Origin of the sequence: Lentibacillus sp. CBA3610, assembly GCF_013373365.1 — a bacterium.
Taxonomy (GTDB): Bacteria; Bacillota; Bacilli; order Bacillales; family Amphibacillaceae; genus Lentibacillus.
Genome location: NZ_CP035925.1, coordinates 3681733 through 3701860 on the forward strand (window position 1 = coordinate 3681733; position 20128 = coordinate 3701860).

The following is a 20128-nucleotide window of genomic DNA, read 5'->3' on the forward strand; positions in this document are numbered from 1 at the left end:
GTCGTTAGTTGATTGTTCCGTTATCGGGCGCGCTAATCGAATAGTGTGTCCTTCTGAATAGGGCCATTTTGTTGAAGATCACATTACGGTATGTATATTTGATGTAGTCACAAAATCAATATTAATTTTCACAAAGGTGTTGTCCTTATACGATTTTGACTTCCCCAAAAAGATTGTTGAAAAATTTTTGACAAATCAGTAAGATTATGTAACAATAAACATACCGGTCATCCGGTTTTGGAGGGTGCGACAGTTGATGAGAAAATATAATTCAAAAGAAACAAAAGAAAAAATTATTGCTGTTTCAACGCGGCTTTTTATTGAAAAAGGTTTTGAGAAAACAAGTATTCAGGATATTTCCGAGGCTCTTGAAATGTCCAAGGGAGCAATTTATTATCATTTCAAGACGAAGAAAGACATTATCAAAGCTGTTAGGGAACATAAATCAAATCAAGTGGAAGAAACAGTTGAACAATGGTTGCATGAAATTCATGCTCAGTCTGCAAAAGAAAAATTAACTCATCTGTTAGAAAAAGACTTGGCTGATCAGAAGGCAAATTCTCTTGACCATGCATTTAGTACACAAATGAAAAGCTCAGATTTTATTGTGTCAGCCATGAAAGATTCTGTTAATAAAAGCGCACCGATTATTGCTAATATTATCAAAGAAGGAAATGCTGATGGGTCCATTACGACTAAATACCCGGATGAGTGTGCGGAATCATTTGTTTTATTGTTTAATATCTGGTGTGATCCAGTAATCTTCAAATGCAGTGAAGAACAGTTGGAACGGCGATTGAAATTTCTTCAATTAATGATGAAAGGAATGGGAGTGGATATTATGAATGAACAAATCCTTCAGAATTCCAAAAGGCTTCTGCAGGAACTATATTCAGACGTGGACAGATATGATGGATCGTAAAATGGCAGTAAATGTTGAAAATTTAATCAAAACATTTAACCAGCAGGAAGTCATTAAATCCTGTAATATGTCTGTCCGCAGAAATTCGGTTTATGGATTTTTAGGAGCAAATGGAGCTGGTAAAACAACTGTTTTTAAGCTTTTAATAGGATTGCTTTCACCCACTGCCGGGAGGATAGAGGTTTTGGGGATGAATAGCTTTAAATATAGAGAGAAACTGTTAAGGAATATTGGCAGTATGATTGAAACACCTGTCTTTTATGAACATTTGTCATGTAAAGTTAATTTAGAGATTCATCTTTCTTATATGGGGATGAAAGATGGTGATATTAATTCGGTTCTCAAGGATGTCGGATTAAATGTTACAAGTGATAAGCCTGTTTCTCAGTTTTCAATGGGGATGCGAAAACGTTTAGGGATTGCGCGGGCAATCGTACATAAACCAAAGATTTTAATTTTAGATGAACCAACCAACGGATTGGATCCTCTGGGAATTCGAGACATGAGATCATTATTCCGGTCTCTTGCTGATAACAATAATATGACAATTTTACTGTCCAGTCACATTTTAAGTGAAGTTGAACATATTGCGGATACGATTGGTGTCATTGCTGATGGAACGGTTGTAGAAGAAGTTGATCTTAACACGATTAAAAATAAATATCCTGATGGACTGGAAAATTACTTTTTTCACGTATTAAGGGGTAAATGATGGTCGAATTAATGAAAATTGAATTAAAGCAAATTAAAATGCGTACCTATCTCATGGCAGCTATCCTTATTTCAATCGTTATGATGGGATTTATCTATTTATTTGCATATGCACCAAAACTTGAACCGAATGATCCTGACTTATTGATTTTCTCTGGATACACGAATGTTGTGAAATTATATGGAGTTGTCCATATGACAGCATTTTCCATCCTTGCTTCTGTCATGTATTCACGTTTTATCATTGATGAATATTCAGGTCAGCGCTTAATCTTACTTTTCTCTTATCCAATCAGACGTCAAAAGATTCTTCTGGTGAAATTGACTGTTGTTTTTTTATTCATCTCCTTGTCAATGGCAGCATGTAACCTCATTGTATTTTCAACGTTTGGAATCACCGAATTAATATATCCTATTGTAGAAGAAACAATCACAACGGCTTTTATACAAGATGCCATTATAACAACTTTTATCATGGCTGCTTTAACTGGGTCAATAAGCATTGTAGCGACAGGAATAGGATTTATCAAAAAATCCATACCTGCTGCACTTATATCCGCAATTATTTTGTCATCCCTGTCCTGTAACGTTGTTGCGTATTCCCTGCCTGATTACGATGCCTCCGTGATTATGACTATAATAGCAATGATGGCTGCCGCTTTGACTATTATGCTACTTATTTATAATGTCAATCATATGGAGGTGGAATGATATGGAGCAGAACGTAGAGCAGCAGATTAATCATGTACTTGAAAGTATCGATACGCAGCTTTATACACTGAGTGTTGCAGCAGGCATTCTGTTATTTTTTATAGGGTTGTTCTTGATCATACGAAAGTCTGAAAAACAGAAACCAAGAATAAAAATAACGGGGTCAATTTGTTTGGGAATTGGAATCCTTTCTGTGTTAAGTGGTGTTTTTCAAATTATTAGTCAGTAAAATCATTCAATATTGGATTTGATTTCAATTGAGGGGAGTTGTTATGGGATGAGGAAGGAAAATTTTAGTTTTAGCCATTTATTTTTGTATTTCTTACTGGTGTCTTTTTTTCTTTTTGTTTCCGGTAATATTGGACGTTTTTTGATAGAAAATCAAGGTATGAACCGGCAAGCAGGTATGCTACTCCAAGGTGTAATATTTACAGGATTAACGCTTGCAGTGATATATATTCTTAAGAGAAAAAATCCAGACGTGATAAAAAATATTGGGATGAAGGGTGTTCATTCAAAATCGAAATTCATCGTAGGGGTATCTTTGCCCTTTATATTACTGATCACAGGAATTGCGACAGCATATCTATTTGGTGGTATAGACAATGTCAGTCTAAATTTAACAACAAATGTTGTAATGGCCGTGTTAATTAATTCAATCATTGCATTTTTGTATGAGGCATTCCCGGAAGAAGTCTTTATCCGCGGACTTATATTTAACGAGTTGAATAAGAAGTTTCGTTTTATCATCTCGTTGGTATTACAACCGTTAATCTTTGTCTGTGTACCGATTGTAGTGATGGCACTGTCGTCAATATTCTTTGGTAATCCATTTGCAGTAACGCTGGATTATCTCATATTACTCATTTCATTTGGCATTGCTTTACAATTGTACAGAAAGTATACAGGTTCACTGTGGATGAGTATGATCTTTCATGTCATATATTTAGAGGTAGCAAGATATATCTCTATGGGAGGTGTGTATGATCCGGATGTCGCACTCTTAGAGTTTGATGAAACGTCTGGAGGTTTCATGACTCTCTACTTATCATACTTGTTTATTATAATGCTAAGTGTATTGGTGTTGGGGATATTGGTACATAAAAGATATAAAAAGAATGAAACGTAACTCTATCTGCATTTGCAATCAATCGAAACATGGAATGATGATTAATAATTTTTCCAATTTTAAACAAGGAGTGATCAAGTGGAAAATCATCGGGCAAAAAAAATGTACGATTACCATGTATGGGCTAACCAGCAAGTGTTCCATCATTTGAAACAACTACCAGAACGCGTTTATAACGGTAATGTTGAAAGCGTCTTCCCATCGGTTTTAGATGTTATGGTACATATTTATGTTGTAGACATTACTTGGTTGGAGACAATGAAAGAAAGCAGTTTTCAGGATACAGTTGAAAAAGTTGAGCGCCTCCGTTCAGAAGCATCAGAGGCATCGATAGATGAGCTCAAGGAATTCTATGATGAATTATCTAAGGAATACTATAGCTATTTTGCAGAGCAGCAGAATCTAGAACAAACCATCATTACTGAACACCCTCGACATGGTCGCAATGAGTTCATACTTGCCGATCTTATTCACCACGTTGTGAACCATGGAACCTACCATCGTGGAAATGTAACCGCGATGCTACGTCAACAAGGTCAAAAAGGCGTACCTACGGATTATGTATTTTTTCTCCATTAAAAAGCAGCAGTGGTGTTAATCACCTAAAAGTCCGGTGAAAAAGTCGAACTGTGCCAGGAATTTCCCTGCTTAATGTCGAATATTGTCTGTAGAACACTTATAAAAGGATGGTCCGTTTATGCATTCACCAAAGCAAAATCACGTTCAACCCAGCATGTTTCAATATATTGATATGGAGGATCTCGTTCCCGAGCACCACATCCTGAGAAGGGTGAAAGATGTGATTGACTTTTCAGCCGTTCATGATTGGGTAAAACCCCTCTACTCCGAAAAAACAGGCCGACCATCTACAAATGCTGAATTGGTCGTGCGGCTGATTGTACTGGAGTATCTATTTAATCACTCGGAACGGGAACTGTTTGAAACATTCCCCATGCATGCAGGCTACCTATGGTTTTGCGGCCTGGATTTTGAGTCTTCTCTTCCCGATCGGACCACACTTGTTAAGACAAGAGCACTTTGGCGTCGCCACGGTATTTTTGATGATACCATGATGCAAGTCGTTAATCAGTGCATTGCTTCCGGCCTCGTTCGCCCAGATGTTCATGCCGGTGTGGACGGCACACAAGTGCGTGCGAACGCGTCCATCCACAGTCTGGAAGAAATAGAGCTGGCCCCAGTTCAAACCATTGAAGATCAATCGGATCAGCTTCAGGAAAATACCAGCCATGAGGACTTTCATGGCAAAACGTTTTCGAATCAAACCCATCGGAGTACGACAGACCCGGATGCCCGACTGTACAAGAAGAGTAAAGGTCAGGAAGCCCATCCGCGTTACCTTGTGCACAACTTGGCAGCCGTTCGTTTTCAGCATCCGCAAACCCATATACAGACGTTGTCAGGTGACAAGACTTATGGCACACCGGCGTATTTGGCATATCTGATTTCTCAAGGCATCATTCCTTTAGTTTCATTGCGAAATCATGAATTGGAAGAGATCCCGACTTGGCAAAGGAAAACCCACAATCCAGAGCAGCAGCGAAAACGTCAGGAAAAAGCAGATGAAGTCAGGACTAAAAATCAAGCAAAACAAGTCCAGATTGACGGCAAATATCAAGACATCCAGAATAAGCGTGTCCAGTGTGAACATGGTTTCGCCGAAGCTAAAACAGTACATGGGCTGGATCGTGCCAACAGCAGAGGGCTGGACTGTATGCAGGAACAAGCACTCTGTACCGCCATCGTTCAAAATCTTAAGAAGTTAAGCCGGTTCAAAGGTAAAAGGCCCAGGACCGGTGTTTCAGCATGCGCTGAAACGAAAAATCGGGATGAAAGAAACCACGACAATCACTTTATTTCCTTTATTTTTAAGAGAATCCGGGAAAAATTCGGATCTTTGTACGCATCTTTGGTGGATGAAAAACTATAATTTCAGCTAAAAATAATATGACGTCCTACTGTATATCCTGAAAATATAAAATCAGATATTAGCACTTTTACCTTTGTGCCAACTTTTGTATGGTACTTGCTGAAATATCGAGTCCACGGTATTTTGCTGTTAACCGGGCTTATTCTCTTGCCTCTGACTTTTTTCACCGGCCTTCTAAGAGAAAGCGAATAAACTATCGGATTTCAATCTTTAAGAATAGGGCGGGATAATCGAATAGTGCGCAGGAAAATTTATTAATTTGTTGAATTCTCTTAAAGAATTTATATAAAGGAGTTGATGTTTGTATGAACAGAATTAATCTCATTACTTTAGGTGTAAGAGATATTGGAAAATCGCTGAAATTTTACCGCGACATCGGTTTTGAAGCGTCGGTCACAGGTGATGAGGAAAAACCCGTTATTGTGTTCTTTAAGAATGAAGGATCAAAGTTAGAGTTATTTCCAATTGAAGAATTGGCAAAGGATATCAATGAGGAAAATCCTCCCGAATTATCAGAAGGGGGTTTCTCGGGTATCACCCTTGCTTATAATGCGAAATCTGAAACTGAGGTTGATGATATTCTTCAATCAGTAAAAAAAGTCGGTGCCAGGGTTGTGAAGGAGCCCAAAAAATTATCATGGGGAGGATATGGAGGATATTTCATCGACCCTGATGGTTATTATTGGGAGGTTGCTTACGGCTCAAACTGGGAATTCGATGACTCAAATCATTAGATTTAAAAATCACCATTAATCCAATCGGTAATAGATGGCACTCGTTTTACAACGAATACCGGTCTTCAATTAAAGGGCGCGATAACCGAATAAATATGTGCTGCAATAGGGCCATTTAATGGAATAACTCTAAGTGTATTTTCAACCCAACGATTATTGGTTGTAGGCCATGATTCCTTTATCGCTTGACATTCTCTTGCATATGCTATATTTTAATTTTAAGTATTAGACCGATTAAATTCGTTGACGAGAACGAGTATGCATAACCCCTGTTCCACAGAGAGTTGGTATCTTGCTGAAAGCCAATGTTCAGATTATGTTGAAAATCTTCTCTGAGAAGAAAAGTTGAAGGTTTACTGTAGGCTTTTCCGGGAATCCGTCGTTAAAAGGATTGCGTATGATAGTACGTTGAATGAGTGCTGGATCATTGCCTGAAAAGGTGATTTCCAGAATCAGGGTGGTAACACGGGTTAAAAACTCGTCCCTATTTATAGGGGCGAGTTTTTGTATTTTATAAAGAAATAAGGAGTGATGTTATGGAAAAGGTAGATACAAATGAAAGCCCTTTACAGCGAGAAAATCGGGTTAAAGCTTTATGGGATAAGGAAAAAACGTTTGAGAAATCCATTTCCAATCGTGAAGGAAGTGAAACGTTTGTTTTTTATGAGGGACCGCCTACAGCAAATGGACTGCCGCACGCCGGTCATGTGTTAGGGCGGGTTATTAAAGATTTTATTGCACGATACAAAACAATGCAGGGATACCAGGTTATCCGAAAAGCTGGTTGGGATACACACGGCCTTCCAGTTGAGCTAGGTGTGGAAAAGAAAATCGGTATTTCTGGAAAAAAAGAGATTGAAGATTATGGAGTAGAAAAATTCATTGAAGAGTGTAAGAAAAGTGTTTTTGATTATGAACGTCAATGGCGTATTTTTACAGAGGCAATCGGTTATTGGGTCAACATGGATGATCCGTATGTAACACTTCATAATGAATATATCGAAAGTGTTTGGTATATCCTGTCGACGATTCATAAAAAAGGATTGTTGAACCGCGGGCATCGCGTTACCCCTTACTGTCCTAGCTGTCAAACCTCCTTAAGCTCGCATGAAGTTGCTCAAGGCTATAAAGATGTTAAAGATTTATCTGTTACAGCCAAATTTAAAGTGGTAGGTGTGAAAAATGAATATTTTCTAGGCTGGACGACAACACCTTGGACACTGCCGGCCAATGTTGCACTTGCTGTTCATAATGATTTGGATTATGTGAAAGTAAAGCAAGGCGACGAGGTATATATTGTTGCACAAAATCTTGTGGATCAAGTGTTGGACAAAGGAATCGAAGTCATAAGTAAGCACAAAGGGAGTGAGTTCATAGGCTACTCTTATCAGCCGCCTTTTGACTACTGAAAGTGGATACTGGTACTGGGTTTCATCTTGCACCGGGGCAACATTGGTGACGGGGGATGACTACGATGTAGGTTAAATGGTAAACGGACTTGGATTTCGTAAATAATGTCGTTGATCAAGCAGGGTGGCTATAACAAGGATTTTTCCCACCATTGGGCCGGTGATTTGCGAAGGATAGCGATGTTGCCATTATAAAAATGCTGGCAGACAAAAGGGTGTGTTTATATCTAAAAAAAATATGAACACAGCTATCCGCATGTCTGGCGCGTACTCTCCACTTATTTTATTATGCGATGGAGGGGTGGGTTTGTAAAAACAACTGCAGTTAAAGATACCATTCTTCGCAATACGAATCAATTTACCCTGGCATCCGGATCATATGAAGCACGGTCGTTTCGGGAAATTCCTTGAAAACATGGGTCGATTGGATTTAGGGCCGCATTCGTTTATTTGGGGAACACCACTAAACGTTTGGATTTGTAAATCTTGTGACCACCAATACGCACCCAAGAGCGTACAGGATCTTAGAAATCATGCCAATCATTCGGTTCCTGATGATTTGGAACTTCATAAGCCGTACGTGGATAAAATCACTCTTACCTGTCTGAAGTGCCAAGGGGAAATGGAACGTACAAAAGAGGTGATCGATGTATGGTTTGATAGTGGCTCTATGCCATTCGCACAATATCATTATCCATTTGAAAATAAAGGGTTGTTTGAAAAACAATTTCCCGCAGATGTCGTTGTAGAAGGAGTTGACCAAACGCGCGGTTGGTTCTACAGTCTTCTGGCGGTGTCTTCTCTTTTTACAGGTAAACCATTCTTTACAAACGGGTACTTTTCTCTTGGTCACATTCTTGATGAAGATGGCAGAAAATGTCCCAAAAGTAAAGGGAATGTGATCAACCCAATGGATTTTGTAGAGAAATATGGGCAGATGCACTTCGTTGGTCCCTCTTTCTGGTCGATAGTGCGCCATGGAACATAAGCGCTTCTCTTACAATATCCGTTATCAAGGCGAAATCAAAACTGGTTGACACCCTTGTCAATGTACATTCCTTTTACACGCTTTATGCGGCAATTGATCAATTTAATCCTGATGAACATGATACAGGAGTAAAATCATTATTAGATGAATGGGTGTTGTCAAGACTTCATACGGTTACTAAACAAGTCAAAAGCACTCTTGATAACTATGATTTCACTGCTGCGGCAAGAGAACTTGCAGTTTACGTGGAGCAGATAAGCAACTGGTATATCCGCAGGTCTCGTGATCGCTTTTGGAGTGAGGGAATAAATCATGACAAATTGGCTGCTTATCATACGTTATATAAGGTGTTAACAACGACAAGTAAACTGCTTGCACCATTTACACCATTTGTTACGGAGGATATTCATACCAATCTAACCAGCGAAAGTGTTCATCTGTCAGAATTCCCTAAACCAGACGAAGCATGGAAAAATCAGAAACTTGAGGAGGAAATGGAGGGTGTTCTTCAGGTTGTTGAACTTGCTCGCCGTGCTCGAAACGTATCGAATATCAAAACGAAACAACCTCTATCTGAATTGACTGTTGTTGGGGATGATCGGGTTACAAATTATTTAGCTAAGTATAGTTATATTATTGAAGATGAAGTCAATGTAAAGCAGGTTAATTTTCAGGAAAATGCTGGGGGATCTGTTCAGTATGAAATTAAATTAAACTTTCCAACCGCAGGACCAAAGTTAGGAAAGCAAGTTGGAAGTGTTCAAAGGGCTCTAAAAGAGTTATCGGTTGGTGAAGCAAAAAATGTTGCAGAAAAAGGTTATTTTGAGTTGGAATCTCAATACGGGGAATCTATTCGTGTTGAAAAAGAAGATTTACTCATGAATCAAACGACCCGGCAAGGGTTGGAGATGGCTACCAATGATTCCTACATTGTGCTCCTAAACACTGAAATTAATGATAATCTTCGTAGGGAAGGTATTGTACGTGAACTTATTCGTGCTGTTCAACAGTATCGCAAAGAATTAAATTTGCCTGTTGAGCAACGGGTAAATCTTACATTTCATTTAGATGACTCATTAAAAGTGGCTATTGAACAATATAAAGATCTTCTGGAACGTAATCTGTTAATCAAAAGTATAAGGTTTAATGAAAGCCTAAATATGAAATATGTTGAGGTTGAAAACAAAACAGTTGGAATTGAGATTACCATTTGATATTTAATCGTTCAAATTAAATCTTAACTAATTGAAAATGATGGGCTGTGCTTAAACAGTCCATCTTCCATTATCGGGCGCATTTAAGGAGTAACTACAACACTTTCCAGTCGAGGGGAGGTTTATTATGGAGGAGAGTAAGTTTACTGTAATTTCGTATTTGTTATTTATTGTTCCTTTAATCTTCATTATCAATTTCCTTTTTGATTTTGTTCCACTTGAAGAAATACAGGGTTTACCCATATTCTTTCCATTTGTATTTTGTAGTGTCGGTTTATATTTTGCTTCAAAAGCATATCGAGTACAAAAGAGTTCTTTGTCCATTGGTGCTGTTATTGCAAACATAGTCTTATTGGCATTTCCCTTTATTTATATGATTGGCGGTACTGTGATATTTGGTGTTTAGCTGGTCGGAGCTTTTTCTTAAATTCTTCTGGAAAAGGGCGCTTATATATAAGAAATATGTAGTTCTATGTTATCTGAAGGGAACTGTTTAAAGGAGAAGGTTGAAGTGAAACTGATTGACAAAATTCAGGAAAGATATAAGGAAAGAAACAAGGTATTTTTGACTTTGGATATACTCTTTACCCTTTTATCGATGGGGGTTGCAATTTGGATGCTATTTCTTGCAATACCCGCGTTAACAGGATCAAGTCAATCAACCCATTTTTTAGTTATTCTCACCATTGTTATGACGATTTTTTTAGGAATGACTTATGGTATTCGGGTTATTGAAATGATAGTTACAGGTAAGAGGGAATATTTTGCTTTAATGCTTTTTGTTACAATTCTTATGTTCGGAATTGCAACATTTGAATGGTGGCTGTTAGTTTAACAGGTTTAAGCAAACGGGCGCGCTAATGTAATAACTTTGTGCGTGAATCGGAGCCTTTAGTTGAATAAGTTTTCTTGAAGAAGGGAGCAAAAGTAATGTCCAAAGGTTTAAAAATAATGTTATTTTGGTCACTTGGATTTCCAGTTATTCTTACTGCTCTTCGCATTACTACAGATTACTTTTTAGGTCGTGACGTTGAATTATTCTCATATTCGGCAGTTTTCTTGGGGACAGCTGCCGCAGGATTAATTTTTGCTGGGCCTTTGAATTATTATATATCAAAATCACAAGAAGAATAAAAATAGCTTATCAGCGTTCTTCTGTTATAGGGTGCGCTAATCGAATAGCGGTCCTTTCAATAGGGCCAATGGATTACTGTAAAACGGAAGTGAGGTTCAAAGATGAAGATTGTTAATCAAGAAACCCGAGATTTTTCGATTAAATCCTTGGAATCAACTTTTAATAAACTTTCAAACGCTTATAAAAGCATGACAGAGAAAGGTTCAAATACAAACCAAGTCAAAAAGAGAAAAAATGCTGTACAAATTGGTTTAGAAAGCCTTAAAGATTCTTGGAATGGGGAAGGTTTTCCCCACGACGAAGAAACCACATTGACCGCAAAGGAAGTTCTACAAAGTCTCATTCCATCTATCGAAAAGCAGATAGCAAAAGCAAATGAAGGTAGTTCTCAAAAAACATTAAATGAGCGTCGTTTAATTGCATTTAAACTGGCAATTGAATCCTTGGAGAACCGTCTTAAATAATTCCGTTTGTCGATTATCATAGTTCTGAGGACGCTAATCAGGACATAGTTAAAGAATTTTTAGTAATTCAATTCGCTGTTGATTCATCGAAGAAATAACTTACATAGATCTGGCAAATCGTCTTGCTTATTATAGAAACGGGAGCCATTCCGGAATAGGACTCGGCACCTATTCTACGCACAAGAGCCATATTGTGGAGAAAAATGGAAAGCGATTGTTGTATAATTGATTATTTAGGGGGGAGGTATTTTGAAGAGGGTTCTAGTATTAATACTGTGCTGTTCGCTTCTTTTTACCACTTTATCTGCTTGCCAAAAGGAATATAACGGAGAATATATAGAATGGGGAGAAAATACGACGAATAGCAATGCTACCGAATTGCTAGAGGATCATAATATACCTTATGAGATAAGAGATGGAATGATATATATTCCAGAAGACACTTTTGACAAAGCTATTTATTGTTGTTCTTAATAATCAATGTGAATTATTATCGAGCACTTTTCCCTAATAAGTAATAGTGCCGATACTGTATTAGGACCAGATGCTGGATAATTTATCAAATAAGGATGTAATGATTTCTATGAAATATGTTTAAAGGATTTATTGCAGCCTATTTTAAACTTCGGAACAAATGAAATTACCTATGCTTTGATTCTTCACGCATTTTTGGGTGTTCCTATAGTACTGTTAGGAGCCTTAATAATAGAATCGATAAACAATTCAAACACATCAAAAAAACTGATGAACATATTTGCTGGTTTTATTTACGGGGTATCGTATTCCTTACTTTTTAGTGGCGGGGTTGATTTAGATTATTACATTTTAGTAAGTACTGGTTTTTTTTTCCTGTTTAGGATTTTTCGTTTATTTATATTTTAGAAGGGGAAAATCTACCAGCCAATAGCAGAAAAGACTATTTCATTATCGGGCGCCTAATTAGCCTGTTCACCAATCGGGCGCAAGAATTGAATAAGAATTGTGCCCTTTCCTGGTTTATAGGCACTTCTGGAATAAATGACAGCGCCCAACTGACCATTAACAAGTGATATGGAAACAATGGTGATAAGGAGTTGGATTTTATTGAATGATAAACTTTGGAAAACCTTGCAGTATTCGAGTATTACAACAATGATTATAATAGCGGTGTTTGGCTTGACAGCTTTTCCGAGAGAACGAACCCCTGATGGAGGTTGGCAGTATTATTTTCCTAATGCATTTTTGCAATACACTATGGCTGTAGTTGTGCTTTGTCTCCTATTTCTTTTTATGTTTTCAACATTTGTCAGAAGAGAAGAAGAAGTATCTATTGGGGTGGCAAAAAAATCATTAACTTATATAGTAGGTATTGGTATTTGGTATCTTTTTATTAAATGGGTGATATAAAAGAGCAATTTTTTACATAAACGGGCGCATTTCAGGAATAACATTATGCCAATGAATATATAACAAGGAAATCGTTAGGGATGGATTTTTATGAAAGAAAAGGGGTCTCCCTTTGTTATTGCAATTGCTGGGGTTTCTGGTGGAGGAAAGACAGCAGTTACAGCACGATTGATTCAGGAACTAAATAATTCAAAGGCACTTTATTTTGATGACTACGATTTTAAAGGTCCTGAGGATATTATAAAGTGGGTCGAGAGTGGATCCGATTATAATTTATGGAATTTAACACCTCTCATAAGGGATTTAGAGATGCTTTGCGACCTCAATTATATTGTCTTGGATTTTCCATTCGCCTATAAACATTTCAAAACAAGTAAATTTATTGACCTCACTGTATTTATTGATACTCCATTGGATATTGCGTTAGCGCGCCGGGTTGCAAGGGACTTTAAACAGGCATCTACCGAAGATATCCTGTCAGATATGAAGAATTACATCTCTCAAGGAAGAAAAGGTTATATTGAAATGTTAAATACAATTAAGCCAAACTCCGATATTATCATTGATGGAACACAACCGATATCAAAAATTGTAGATCGAATATACGAACAGGTAGAATAATTTTATGAATATCTTCTGTCTAAGAATGGGCGTATGTAATTTTATTGAGAGAGGTGATTGCCTTTGCTTATAAGAAAAGCTGAAAAAGGTGATAATGAAAGCAATTTGGAAAAGTGCATTACAGATGCTATAAAGAATGTTGGCAGCTTCTCATTATTACCCCCATCAAGTAAATGCCTGGGCAGGAAAAATAAAGCCAAATTCTTATTTGGAGAGCATTGAAAATAAGGAAATGCTCGTAGCAGAAATAAATGATGAAATCGTGGGATTTGGTCAACTTAATCTTAGTAATGGTGAAATTGAAGCCATATATGTTAGCTCGAATAATCTTAAAATGGGTCTAGGTCAGCAGTTGTTCCAAAATCTTGAAAGTATTGCCAAAGATAATAGACTGCAAAAGTTAAACTTGATTTCTTCACTAAATGCTTTGGGATTTTATAATCGGTTGGGTTTTATTCCAAAGAAAGAAATGGTTCATAATATTTCAGATGAAACGATCTTGGAATGTGTAGAGATGGAAAAAGATATTTTAAAATAGTTAATAGAGAAACTTCCGTTATTACGGATCGGCGCGATTGCGGAAGAACACAGCGGGCAATGATCAAAATTATTTTATAAAAATTGTATACTAATTCATAAGGAGATGAAATCCATTTGATCAATCTTTTCAAACGGATCTTTTTATTTGCCCTAGAAAACTAGAATGGGTTTTTGCGGGAATATTTTGATTAAAACATTTCCAAAGCTACATAAGTCGGGTACACAGATGCACGATGTGAATTAATAATTTAGTTGTATTTTTTCATGCGTGATAGTGCCACAGAGATCATGCTCATGGATTCCTGTGACGTCCCGTCGCAAGATACTTCGGCGTTTTTTCCGCACACCGCACCGCCCTCCTCGACAGACGTCTAACAGAGGTCCGGTCCTACAGACCGGTGTGCGTACAGGTTGTTTGTCGCGTGCGTACATAATATCGGAATATATTCCGATATCCTTCGAGCGCGAGCTCGAACTTACGCACGCGGTTTTAAACGATTTGTATTTGCGGAGCGGGAGTACCGAAATAGTTTTCGGTACGGGAGCGAAAGCGCTGCTTTTTATAATTAGAAAGCGACGAACAGGAGCTTTCGAATGAGCAGTCCGGAGCGCAGCGTAGGACCAAGATTACAGACGCGTAAGCGTCTCGTAATCGCAGTAAGAAACCCGGTCAGCTATGCTGACTGACATGGAGCGAAGCGAAATGTCATACGGGTTTCTTATGCTCTTTCCCCTACACCATACCGAAATACCACACCGTCATCCCGAAGCAACCCCGAACCCCCGGTGCGACAGGCGGTACGGCATACCGGGGCGATATCCACCCCAATAGCCACCACGTCCATCGCACCCGCAGAACCCGCACCGTTAAGCGATTCGTCGAATGCCACGTACCCCTTCCAATCAGATAATGCGTATGACGAATGCCATCGGCCCACCCCGGCACGCAATTCCGCCCCGAGATGCCCTTATCAGGGGCGTGTTTCGTGCTGAGATTACGGTGCGGGATTTCGTCTGAAAAAATAGATGCACATAGATAAGAGGGAGGAGGAGCTGCCAGAAAATCAGGTAGGGGAAGTTGTCAAAAAAGTGGTAGAGAAGCGGAGCGGATCGTCAGGAAAAGAATGTCGAGAGATCGAACCTGGAGTCCAACAGCGTGCCTGATTGAAATAAAGCGAGGCGGTTGTATGTCAAAAAATCGCACTCTGTACGCACGGATGTGCGAGTAGAAAAAGTCAGGAAAAACCACCGAGCGGAGGAAGGTTCCGCGCTGCTTGGGTGAAAGGTTTTTTCGTGAATTCTGGACGGGAAGCCCGGAGCGGTTATATGAGCGATAGCGAAAAAGTCAACAAATACCACCGACGGGCGCGGGACCCGGCCAGAAGTCACGGGTTGAATTTGATTAGATTGATCTTTTCGCGCATTGCGGGACGGGGAGGAACGAGCGGTTATATGAGCGAAGCGAAAAAGTCGATAAAGACCACTAAGTGACGCAGGACCCGGACCGAAAGGCGCGCGTTGGTCTTTAATCGATATCAGGAGAAGGGTTTTACGGTCTGGTGTTTCAGGTAAATCAGGATCTGTTGTCAAAAAAAAGAGAAGTTCACGGCGTGAATCACGCAGCGCACACCCGGTGCGATATACCGTGCGACATTTTGGACACACGCTGGACACGCTCCGGTCACACTCTGGTCATACGATGGACACAGTCCGGGCACACGACCTGCATTTCATACTCCGGTCACACGCTGGTCACACCAACTGCATATAAAAGACACACCGGAGTCATACTGCGGGCACACGCCCAGAATTATACAGGGGGTCACATAAATTGCATACTGGGTGTGACTTGCAGGACATACGCCAGTCACACGGTCCGCGAATATAGTCCGTGTGACAATCAGTCCACAAAAAAGACACACTCCGGTCACACGCTGGTCACACTATAAGCATACTGTTTGTGACTTGCAGTGCACATGCCCGCATTGTATACAGTGGGACACATAAAAGCCATACCCCGTGTGACAAAACGTGCATACGTCATATGACTTGCGGCGCATACTCTGGTCATACAGGGTGTGTATAGCGTGTGACCGCCTTGTGATCGTCACGTGACCGACCGGACACATGATATGAAGTGTCGTGTACCTGTGCGGAAATACCGTCACGGGATCGGTCCGGTGTTGGGTAATAAAAAAGTTGAAAAAATCTATATACTTTCGAAGAGATGTGATATTATTTAAGCAAACGGTTATTCAAGAATCGGGTCATATTGCGGAAGAAAGGTTCTGTTATAATCTTGTTAGATAATAGTAGTTTTAAAAAATAGTGGGATGGTGAGAAAGTGATAAGGGTAGATGTAGCATACGGACTTATTTGTGAGCAAGAAAAGGTCCTGATTGTTAATAATCGGGGTGGTGGCTGGTCTCTTCCTGGTGGAGCGGTTGAAAAGGGGGAAACGTTTGAACAGGCAGTTATTCGCGAGGTTAAAGAAGAGACAGGGTTAACAGTAGATGTTGAACACATTGTTTCGGTTAACGAAGCCCTTTTTAAGGAAAGGGGGCATCACGCTTTGTTTACAACATTCAAAGCAAAAATAATTAACGGAAGCCCTTCAATTCAATATGAAAATGAAATTGAAGAGATAAAGTGGGTGGATTTTCAAACAGCAAACAAGTTAATGCCTTATAATCCCAGTGGCATAGAAGGACTGCTTGAATCTTTCGCTCCTTACACTTTCCAAGGTTAAAATAACCTTCTCATTGTTCAATCATCGGGCGCAAGAATGGAATAATAATTACGATTTTTCTTGGCTTATCGGGCCACTAAATAATGTTGGTTATGACGTCCAAGTTAGGAAAAAGGGGGTGTAATAATTGAACTGGGCAGTACTAAAAGATGCAAAATGGTGGTCATTAACAGCAACGTCTTTATTATTAGGGGTTATTGGCATAGTGTTGGCAGTATACAATAATAGCTACTGGGCGTATTTTGTTATTATTTCAGCAATATTCACGCTTTTAGGCTCGAATAGAGGAGATCAATTAACGGGTTTGTAAAGCAAACGGGCGCTTTCGCGGAATAAGAATCAGCGTCCGTATTGTATATAATGGCCAGCTTTTTGAGTAAGTTATGTCAATATTGAACCAGTAAAGGATACGTGAGAAAGGAATGATTACAATGCCGATTTGTGAGAATTGTCATAATAAGTGGAGTTGGAAACAAACCATTAAAAAGACCTTTCCCTTGGATCCTAGAATGACTTGCCCCTATTGCGGAGAAACACAATATCAAATACAAAAATCAAAAACAAAAGGTGGTTTTTTAATTGGCACTGTTTTTTTCTTACTGCTTTTAATTCAAAACTTCTTTGACATTTCAGTAGCTGGCTCCCTTAGTTTACTTCCTGTTATGCTCATTATTATTTTTCTCTTATATCCGTTCTTAGTGGAGTTAAACAGCAGAGAAGAAGGTATCTTCAACTAAAGGGCGCGATTGCGGAATAACAGCAAATGTCTTTATTCTCGCTTAAAATGCGGATGTGTACAATTATAATTTTCGTGGTATAATGACGGTAGCGCTAACAATATCCATTGGAAGCACCTCCCTCCCTGGGAGGTTTTCCATTGAGTGAATCAATCAAAGTAATGGCCAGAGTAAAATTAAAAAACGTCTTTAAACTTCTCAGACAATTGATATAATAGAAATATGCAATAATCGCGTTTTCCTCAAGGGAGGTCGGCACATTCCTGTCGGTTGTAGTGTTTTGCGATACGCTATAACGGAAGGGGGTGTTGCCTATGTCTGTTTTTGAGACAATGGTCATCATGATCGCTTTCGCAACACTCGTTGTGACGATTTTAGACCACAAAAAATAGACCTCCCTTGGTTTATCAGCCGGTGAGGTCTATTCTTCACTAGCGCTGACCCCTCTTGAAGGGGAAGCGATTCATTGCTGGCCGAAGATATGACTGTATCTTCGGTCGTTATTAGTTTATGCCTTTTTTCTGTTTCTATGTTTATTATAACACGAAAAAACGATTTGCAAACAAAAATTAAACTGACAGGAGTGGTTATTTTTTTACGGTCAGTTTCACAAAAAAAACCGATAACCCTATTATTAATAAGGTTACCGGTTTAGCATGCGTCCGCATAATAGAACATCATATCTGCATAGTCAATCGTCCGTGTGCTTGGGATATAGACAATATCGCCAGACTGAATCACGGATGCGCCTGATCGTGGCGCGATGTTTTCACACTGGATATATTGCTCTAGCTCGTGTATAGCAAGGTCTTTGTCTTCGCTGGCTATATAATCGAGTTCCAGTTCGGGAATCACGAAATAGGGTTTGTTTAGTTCGAACGTTAATGTTTCTGGTTCCATTTATCATCACTCCTAAATTTAATTTTGTTTAAGCATTAATGAGCGAAACATATAAAAACACTAGCGCACCGGTAAACATGCATAGATAACCCCAATCCGTTTTGTTTTTCGGCATGTCTTTTTGAATCGAATTTTTGATAGATATAATTAGTTTGGCGAATCCTGCATTCATGTGTGACCTCTCCTTTTATAAATGATGTCACGCGTTTTGTTGGTTGCGGAACAGCCGTGGAGCAACGGGTTTTCCGGTTTTGAATTATCACCGGTAACGCGTGATTACAAAAAAAAAAACCGACAATCCCGTTAAAGGACTGTCGGTTTAAATGTTTTAAGCCGTCACTTTCGTTTTATCGTTCACAGACGTCAGTACGGCTTCTTTGCCGTCCTGGAACTCGTTATATTCGATTTGTGATTTGGTTTTGATACTCAAAATATCATTACCAAACAGCGCTATCAGAACAGGGTGCAGCGCGTTGTACATAAAGTGCTGGATTGTGTCTTCGTTTTTGGCCACAGCTGGAAGATACAGCTTTAGCATAGGGATATTCTTGATGTTGGTATCTTGCACATTCACGCGTTTGTAGGCTTCAGGTGTATTTTCCGGAAGTTCGGATTCATCCGGGTAACAGACATAATCATGGTCGTAAAGATACTGGAAAGCGTCTGAACCGATAACATTTTGATACGTTTCTTTATTAAATTCGATTTCTTCGACTTGTTGTTGCAGGGTGTCGATTGCACTTGCTAATACGTTCAGTTTCTCTGTGTTTTCCTCGTTTTCTTTGATATAGGCGGTTAATCCCAAATATTTGTAATCTGCCATGAGTATCGCTCCTTATTTTTTTGAGTTATTTTCGATTCGGTATTTTGATCGGGTTGCGCGTAGCAACCGTGTTTTGCGAAGGGTTGTTCGAACACCGCACCGAATCACGAAAAGAAACCGATACGGGTGTGCCCGCACCGGTTGTGTTGCGTTGTTCAATTATTTTTGTTTCTTATCTGAGGTTTTATTGATGCTTTTCCGTAGATTGAACAAGAGGATGATTAGTTAAAGTGAATCGTGGTTGTTACATCGATATCGACCGAGTCGGCAAGCTCAATCATTGTGTCGATGTTTATTTCGAAATAGAAGATGCTAATGACAATCGTTGATGTCACAGCGATTGAAATAGTTATCTTCTTGAGAAAGGTCTTCAGTTTCTGCACAGTTCCACCTCTCTTCTTTTTGAAAAAAACCTATGCAGTGATGCCCCCTTTCAAAATGTTAATCGGGCTTGACCTCGTTCAAACCCCACACTACCTTTGTGACTTAATTATAAAATCCCTTTATTTATTTTCTAAAAAATTATGAATCGATGAACACGTCGAACACCGGGGCGTATTTCGCCGCGGAGTGGGTATGAAATCTGCTGCCTTAAAATCATGCTGTGTCTGCTGTCAAAAAAAAACCGATAGCGTGTGGACTATCGGTACTTTGCGTTCAGGGTTTACGGTACAACATTCAGTGTGCAACAGGGAATGTTTTGTCATATAACCGTTTAATATATCCAGTCATTTGAAACACTCTGTCAATCTCTCTTTGATTTTTTGGTAACTCCATGTATTGCAGTTCGTCCGCCATGTCGTGGAATCCGTTCTTGCGGTATGTTTCATTCATATAATTAAAATATCCAAGCATGGCTTCCCGGTTTCCGATCTTGTGAAGCGTGCCGGTTGTGCTGTCAAATACCGCAGCGGGATTTTCGACTGTGTTGTATACGATACCTTTTCCATCTCTTATTTCAAATGTCATATAATAGACCTCCTGGTTTAGTTTATGTCGTTTAGAAC

24 protein-coding genes, 2 pseudogenes and 1 other annotated feature are annotated in these 20128 nt (G+C 39.1%); of the genes and pseudogenes, 21 read left to right on the plus strand and 5 right to left on the minus strand.

Features of this window, described 5'->3' with window-relative positions; translation table 11 throughout:
* The first annotated feature begins 256 nt into the window (after positions 1 to 256).
* The 21 genes and pseudogenes from Len3610_RS18430 to Len3610_RS21985 all read left to right on the plus strand — a co-directional run bounded on the left by Len3610_RS18430 (position 257) and on the right by Len3610_RS21985 (position 17790).
* Entirely contained in the window at positions 257 to 922 is a 666-nt protein-coding gene (locus Len3610_RS18430) for a TetR/AcrR family transcriptional regulator (protein ID WP_255259926.1), read from the plus strand.
* Positions 909 to 1634, plus strand: a complete 726-nt coding sequence (locus Len3610_RS18435) for an ABC transporter ATP-binding protein (RefSeq protein WP_255259683.1) — start codon at positions 909 to 911, stop codon at positions 1632 to 1634. Before Len3610_RS18430 ends, Len3610_RS18435 begins: the two co-directional genes overlap by 14 nt.
* Positions 1635 to 1645: 11 nt before the next feature.
* Positions 1646 to 2344, plus strand: coding sequence for an ABC transporter permease (locus tag Len3610_RS18440; protein WP_176449218.1), 699 nt, complete (start codon positions 1646 to 1648; stop codon positions 2342 to 2344).
* Position 2345: 1 nt separating this feature from the next.
* Positions 2346 to 2573 carry a hypothetical protein gene (locus Len3610_RS18445; protein WP_176449219.1) on the plus strand — a complete coding sequence of 76 codons (228 nt, stop codon included), beginning with the start codon at positions 2346 to 2348 and terminating at the stop codon, positions 2571 to 2573.
* A 48-nt stretch (positions 2574 to 2621) separates the two neighbouring features.
* On the plus strand, positions 2622 to 3473 hold the full coding sequence (locus Len3610_RS18450) for a CPBP family intramembrane glutamic endopeptidase (protein WP_176449220.1): 852 nt from the start codon (positions 2622 to 2624) through the stop codon (positions 3471 to 3473).
* A 78-nt stretch (positions 3474 to 3551) separates the two neighbouring features.
* On the plus strand, positions 3552 to 4052 hold the full coding sequence (locus tag Len3610_RS18455; protein WP_082684229.1) for a DinB family protein: 501 nt from the start codon (positions 3552 to 3554) through the stop codon (positions 4050 to 4052).
* 118 nt (positions 4053 to 4170) lie between these two features.
* Positions 4171 to 5323, plus strand: a pseudogene (locus Len3610_RS18460) (transposase); the annotation flags it as partial.
* Between the two features lie 403 nt (positions 5324 to 5726).
* Complete coding sequence (locus tag Len3610_RS18465; protein ID WP_176449221.1) at positions 5727 to 6155, plus strand: VOC family protein; 429 nt, start codon at positions 5727 to 5729, stop codon at positions 6153 to 6155.
* 234 nt (positions 6156 to 6389) lie between these two features.
* Positions 6390 to 6644 (plus strand) — a binding site (T-box leader).
* A 47-nt stretch (positions 6645 to 6691) separates the two neighbouring features.
* Positions 6692 to 9766: pseudogene (gene ileS, locus Len3610_RS21980) on the plus strand (isoleucine--tRNA ligase).
* A gap of 127 nt (positions 9767 to 9893) precedes the next feature.
* Positions 9894 to 10172, plus strand: a complete 279-nt coding sequence (locus Len3610_RS18485; protein ID WP_176449225.1) for a hypothetical protein — start codon at positions 9894 to 9896, stop codon at positions 10170 to 10172.
* 105 nt (positions 10173 to 10277) lie between these two features.
* Positions 10278 to 10601, plus strand: a complete 324-nt coding sequence (locus Len3610_RS18490; protein ID WP_176449226.1) for a hypothetical protein — start codon at positions 10278 to 10280, stop codon at positions 10599 to 10601.
* A 95-nt stretch (positions 10602 to 10696) separates the two neighbouring features.
* Positions 10697 to 10900, plus strand: a complete 204-nt coding sequence (locus Len3610_RS18495) for a hypothetical protein (protein WP_090085133.1) — start codon at positions 10697 to 10699, stop codon at positions 10898 to 10900.
* Between the two features lie 102 nt (positions 10901 to 11002).
* Positions 11003 to 11365 carry a hypothetical protein gene (locus Len3610_RS18500; protein ID WP_090085131.1) on the plus strand — a complete coding sequence of 121 codons (363 nt, stop codon included), beginning with the start codon at positions 11003 to 11005 and terminating at the stop codon, positions 11363 to 11365.
* 249 nt (positions 11366 to 11614) lie between these two features.
* Positions 11615 to 11839: a hypothetical protein gene (locus tag Len3610_RS18505; RefSeq protein WP_176449227.1), complete on the plus strand. Its 225-nt coding sequence runs from the start codon at positions 11615 to 11617 to the stop codon at positions 11837 to 11839.
* Between the two features lie 609 nt (positions 11840 to 12448).
* Entirely contained in the window at positions 12449 to 12751 is a 303-nt protein-coding gene (locus Len3610_RS18510; RefSeq protein WP_176449228.1) for a hypothetical protein, read from the plus strand.
* A gap of 90 nt (positions 12752 to 12841) precedes the next feature.
* A complete protein-coding gene (locus Len3610_RS18515) occupies positions 12842 to 13372 on the plus strand; it encodes a nucleoside/nucleotide kinase family protein (protein WP_176449229.1) in 531 nt (176 codons plus the stop codon).
* Positions 13373 to 13508: 136 nt separating this feature from the next.
* Positions 13509 to 13910: a GNAT family N-acetyltransferase gene (locus tag Len3610_RS18520; RefSeq protein WP_176449230.1), complete on the plus strand. Its 402-nt coding sequence runs from the start codon at positions 13509 to 13511 to the stop codon at positions 13908 to 13910.
* 2346 nt (positions 13911 to 16256) lie between these two features.
* On the plus strand, positions 16257 to 16661 hold the full coding sequence (locus Len3610_RS18525) for an NUDIX hydrolase (RefSeq protein ID WP_176449231.1): 405 nt from the start codon (positions 16257 to 16259) through the stop codon (positions 16659 to 16661).
* A gap of 127 nt (positions 16662 to 16788) precedes the next feature.
* Complete coding sequence (locus tag Len3610_RS18530) at positions 16789 to 16971, plus strand: hypothetical protein (RefSeq protein ID WP_068446700.1); 183 nt, start codon at positions 16789 to 16791, stop codon at positions 16969 to 16971.
* A gap of 121 nt (positions 16972 to 17092) precedes the next feature.
* Positions 17093 to 17398: a TIGR04104 family putative zinc finger protein gene (locus tag Len3610_RS18535; RefSeq protein WP_176449232.1), complete on the plus strand. Its 306-nt coding sequence runs from the start codon at positions 17093 to 17095 to the stop codon at positions 17396 to 17398.
* A gap of 314 nt (positions 17399 to 17712) precedes the next feature.
* Entirely contained in the window at positions 17713 to 17790 is a 78-nt protein-coding gene (locus Len3610_RS21985) for a putative holin-like toxin (protein WP_369693701.1), read from the plus strand.
* Positions 17791 to 18049: 259 nt separating this feature from the next.
* Here the strand turns inward: Len3610_RS21985 and Len3610_RS18540 are convergent, their stop codons facing one another.
* The 5 genes from Len3610_RS18540 to Len3610_RS18560 all read right to left on the minus strand — a co-directional run bounded on the left by Len3610_RS18540 (position 18050) and on the right by Len3610_RS18560 (position 20090).
* Positions 18050 to 18298 carry a hypothetical protein gene (locus tag Len3610_RS18540; RefSeq protein WP_176449233.1) on the minus strand — a complete coding sequence of 83 codons (249 nt, stop codon included), beginning with the start codon at positions 18296 to 18298 and terminating at the stop codon, positions 18050 to 18052.
* Positions 18299 to 18326: 28 nt separating this feature from the next.
* Entirely contained in the window at positions 18327 to 18470 is a 144-nt protein-coding gene (locus Len3610_RS18545; protein WP_176449234.1) for a hypothetical protein, read from the minus strand.
* A gap of 156 nt (positions 18471 to 18626) precedes the next feature.
* Positions 18627 to 19121, minus strand: a complete 495-nt coding sequence (locus tag Len3610_RS18550; RefSeq protein ID WP_176449235.1) for a hypothetical protein — start codon at positions 19119 to 19121, stop codon at positions 18627 to 18629.
* A 221-nt stretch (positions 19122 to 19342) separates the two neighbouring features.
* Positions 19343 to 19504, minus strand: coding sequence for a hypothetical protein (locus Len3610_RS18555; protein WP_176449236.1), 162 nt, complete (start codon positions 19502 to 19504; stop codon positions 19343 to 19345).
* A gap of 295 nt (positions 19505 to 19799) precedes the next feature.
* A complete protein-coding gene (locus Len3610_RS18560) occupies positions 19800 to 20090 on the minus strand; it encodes a hypothetical protein (RefSeq protein WP_176449237.1) in 291 nt (96 codons plus the stop codon).
* Between the last annotated feature and the right edge of the window lie 38 nt (positions 20091 to 20128).

Bases quoted from the DNA above. Each gene is read 5' to 3' on its own strand.
- Len3610_RS18485 (WP_176449225.1), top strand. From the start codon at position 9,894: ATGGAGGAGAGTAAGTTTACTGTAATTTCGTATTTGTTATTTATTGTT.
- Len3610_RS18440 (WP_176449218.1), top strand. From the start codon at position 1,646: ATGAAAATTGAATTAAAGCAAATTAAAATGCGTACCTATCTCATGGCA.
- Len3610_RS18495 (WP_090085133.1), top strand. From the start codon at position 10,697: ATGTCCAAAGGTTTAAAAATAATGTTATTTTGGTCACTTGGATTTCCA.
- Len3610_RS18520 (WP_176449230.1), top strand. From the start codon at position 13,509: ATGTTGGCAGCTTCTCATTATTACCCCCATCAAGTAAATGCCTGGGCA.
- Len3610_RS18545 (WP_176449234.1), bottom strand. From the start codon at position 18,470: ATGAATGCAGGATTCGCCAAACTAATTATATCTATCAAAAATTCGATT.
- Len3610_RS18535 (WP_176449232.1), top strand. From the start codon at position 17,093: ATGCCGATTTGTGAGAATTGTCATAATAAGTGGAGTTGGAAACAAACC.
- Len3610_RS18465 (WP_176449221.1), top strand. From the start codon at position 5,727: ATGAACAGAATTAATCTCATTACTTTAGGTGTAAGAGATATTGGAAAA.
- Len3610_RS18500 (WP_090085131.1), top strand. From the start codon at position 11,003: ATGAAGATTGTTAATCAAGAAACCCGAGATTTTTCGATTAAATCCTTG.
- Len3610_RS18540 (WP_176449233.1), bottom strand. From the start codon at position 18,298: ATGGAACCAGAAACATTAACGTTCGAACTAAACAAACCCTATTTCGTG.
- Len3610_RS18445 (WP_176449219.1), top strand. From the start codon at position 2,346: ATGGAGCAGAACGTAGAGCAGCAGATTAATCATGTACTTGAAAGTATC.
- Len3610_RS18550 (WP_176449235.1), bottom strand. From the start codon at position 19,121: ATGGCAGATTACAAATATTTGGGATTAACCGCCTATATCAAAGAAAAC.
- Len3610_RS18430 (WP_255259926.1), top strand. From the start codon at position 257: ATGAGAAAATATAATTCAAAAGAAACAAAAGAAAAAATTATTGCTGTT.
- Len3610_RS18450 (WP_176449220.1), top strand. From the start codon at position 2,622: ATGAGGAAGGAAAATTTTAGTTTTAGCCATTTATTTTTGTATTTCTTA.
- Len3610_RS18435 (WP_255259683.1), top strand. From the start codon at position 909: ATGATGGATCGTAAAATGGCAGTAAATGTTGAAAATTTAATCAAAACA.
- Len3610_RS18560 (WP_176449237.1), bottom strand. From the start codon at position 20,090: ATGACATTTGAAATAAGAGATGGAAAAGGTATCGTATACAACACAGTC.
- Len3610_RS18515 (WP_176449229.1), top strand. From the start codon at position 12,842: ATGAAAGAAAAGGGGTCTCCCTTTGTTATTGCAATTGCTGGGGTTTCT.
- Len3610_RS21985 (WP_369693701.1), top strand. From the start codon at position 17,713: ATGTCTGTTTTTGAGACAATGGTCATCATGATCGCTTTCGCAACACTC.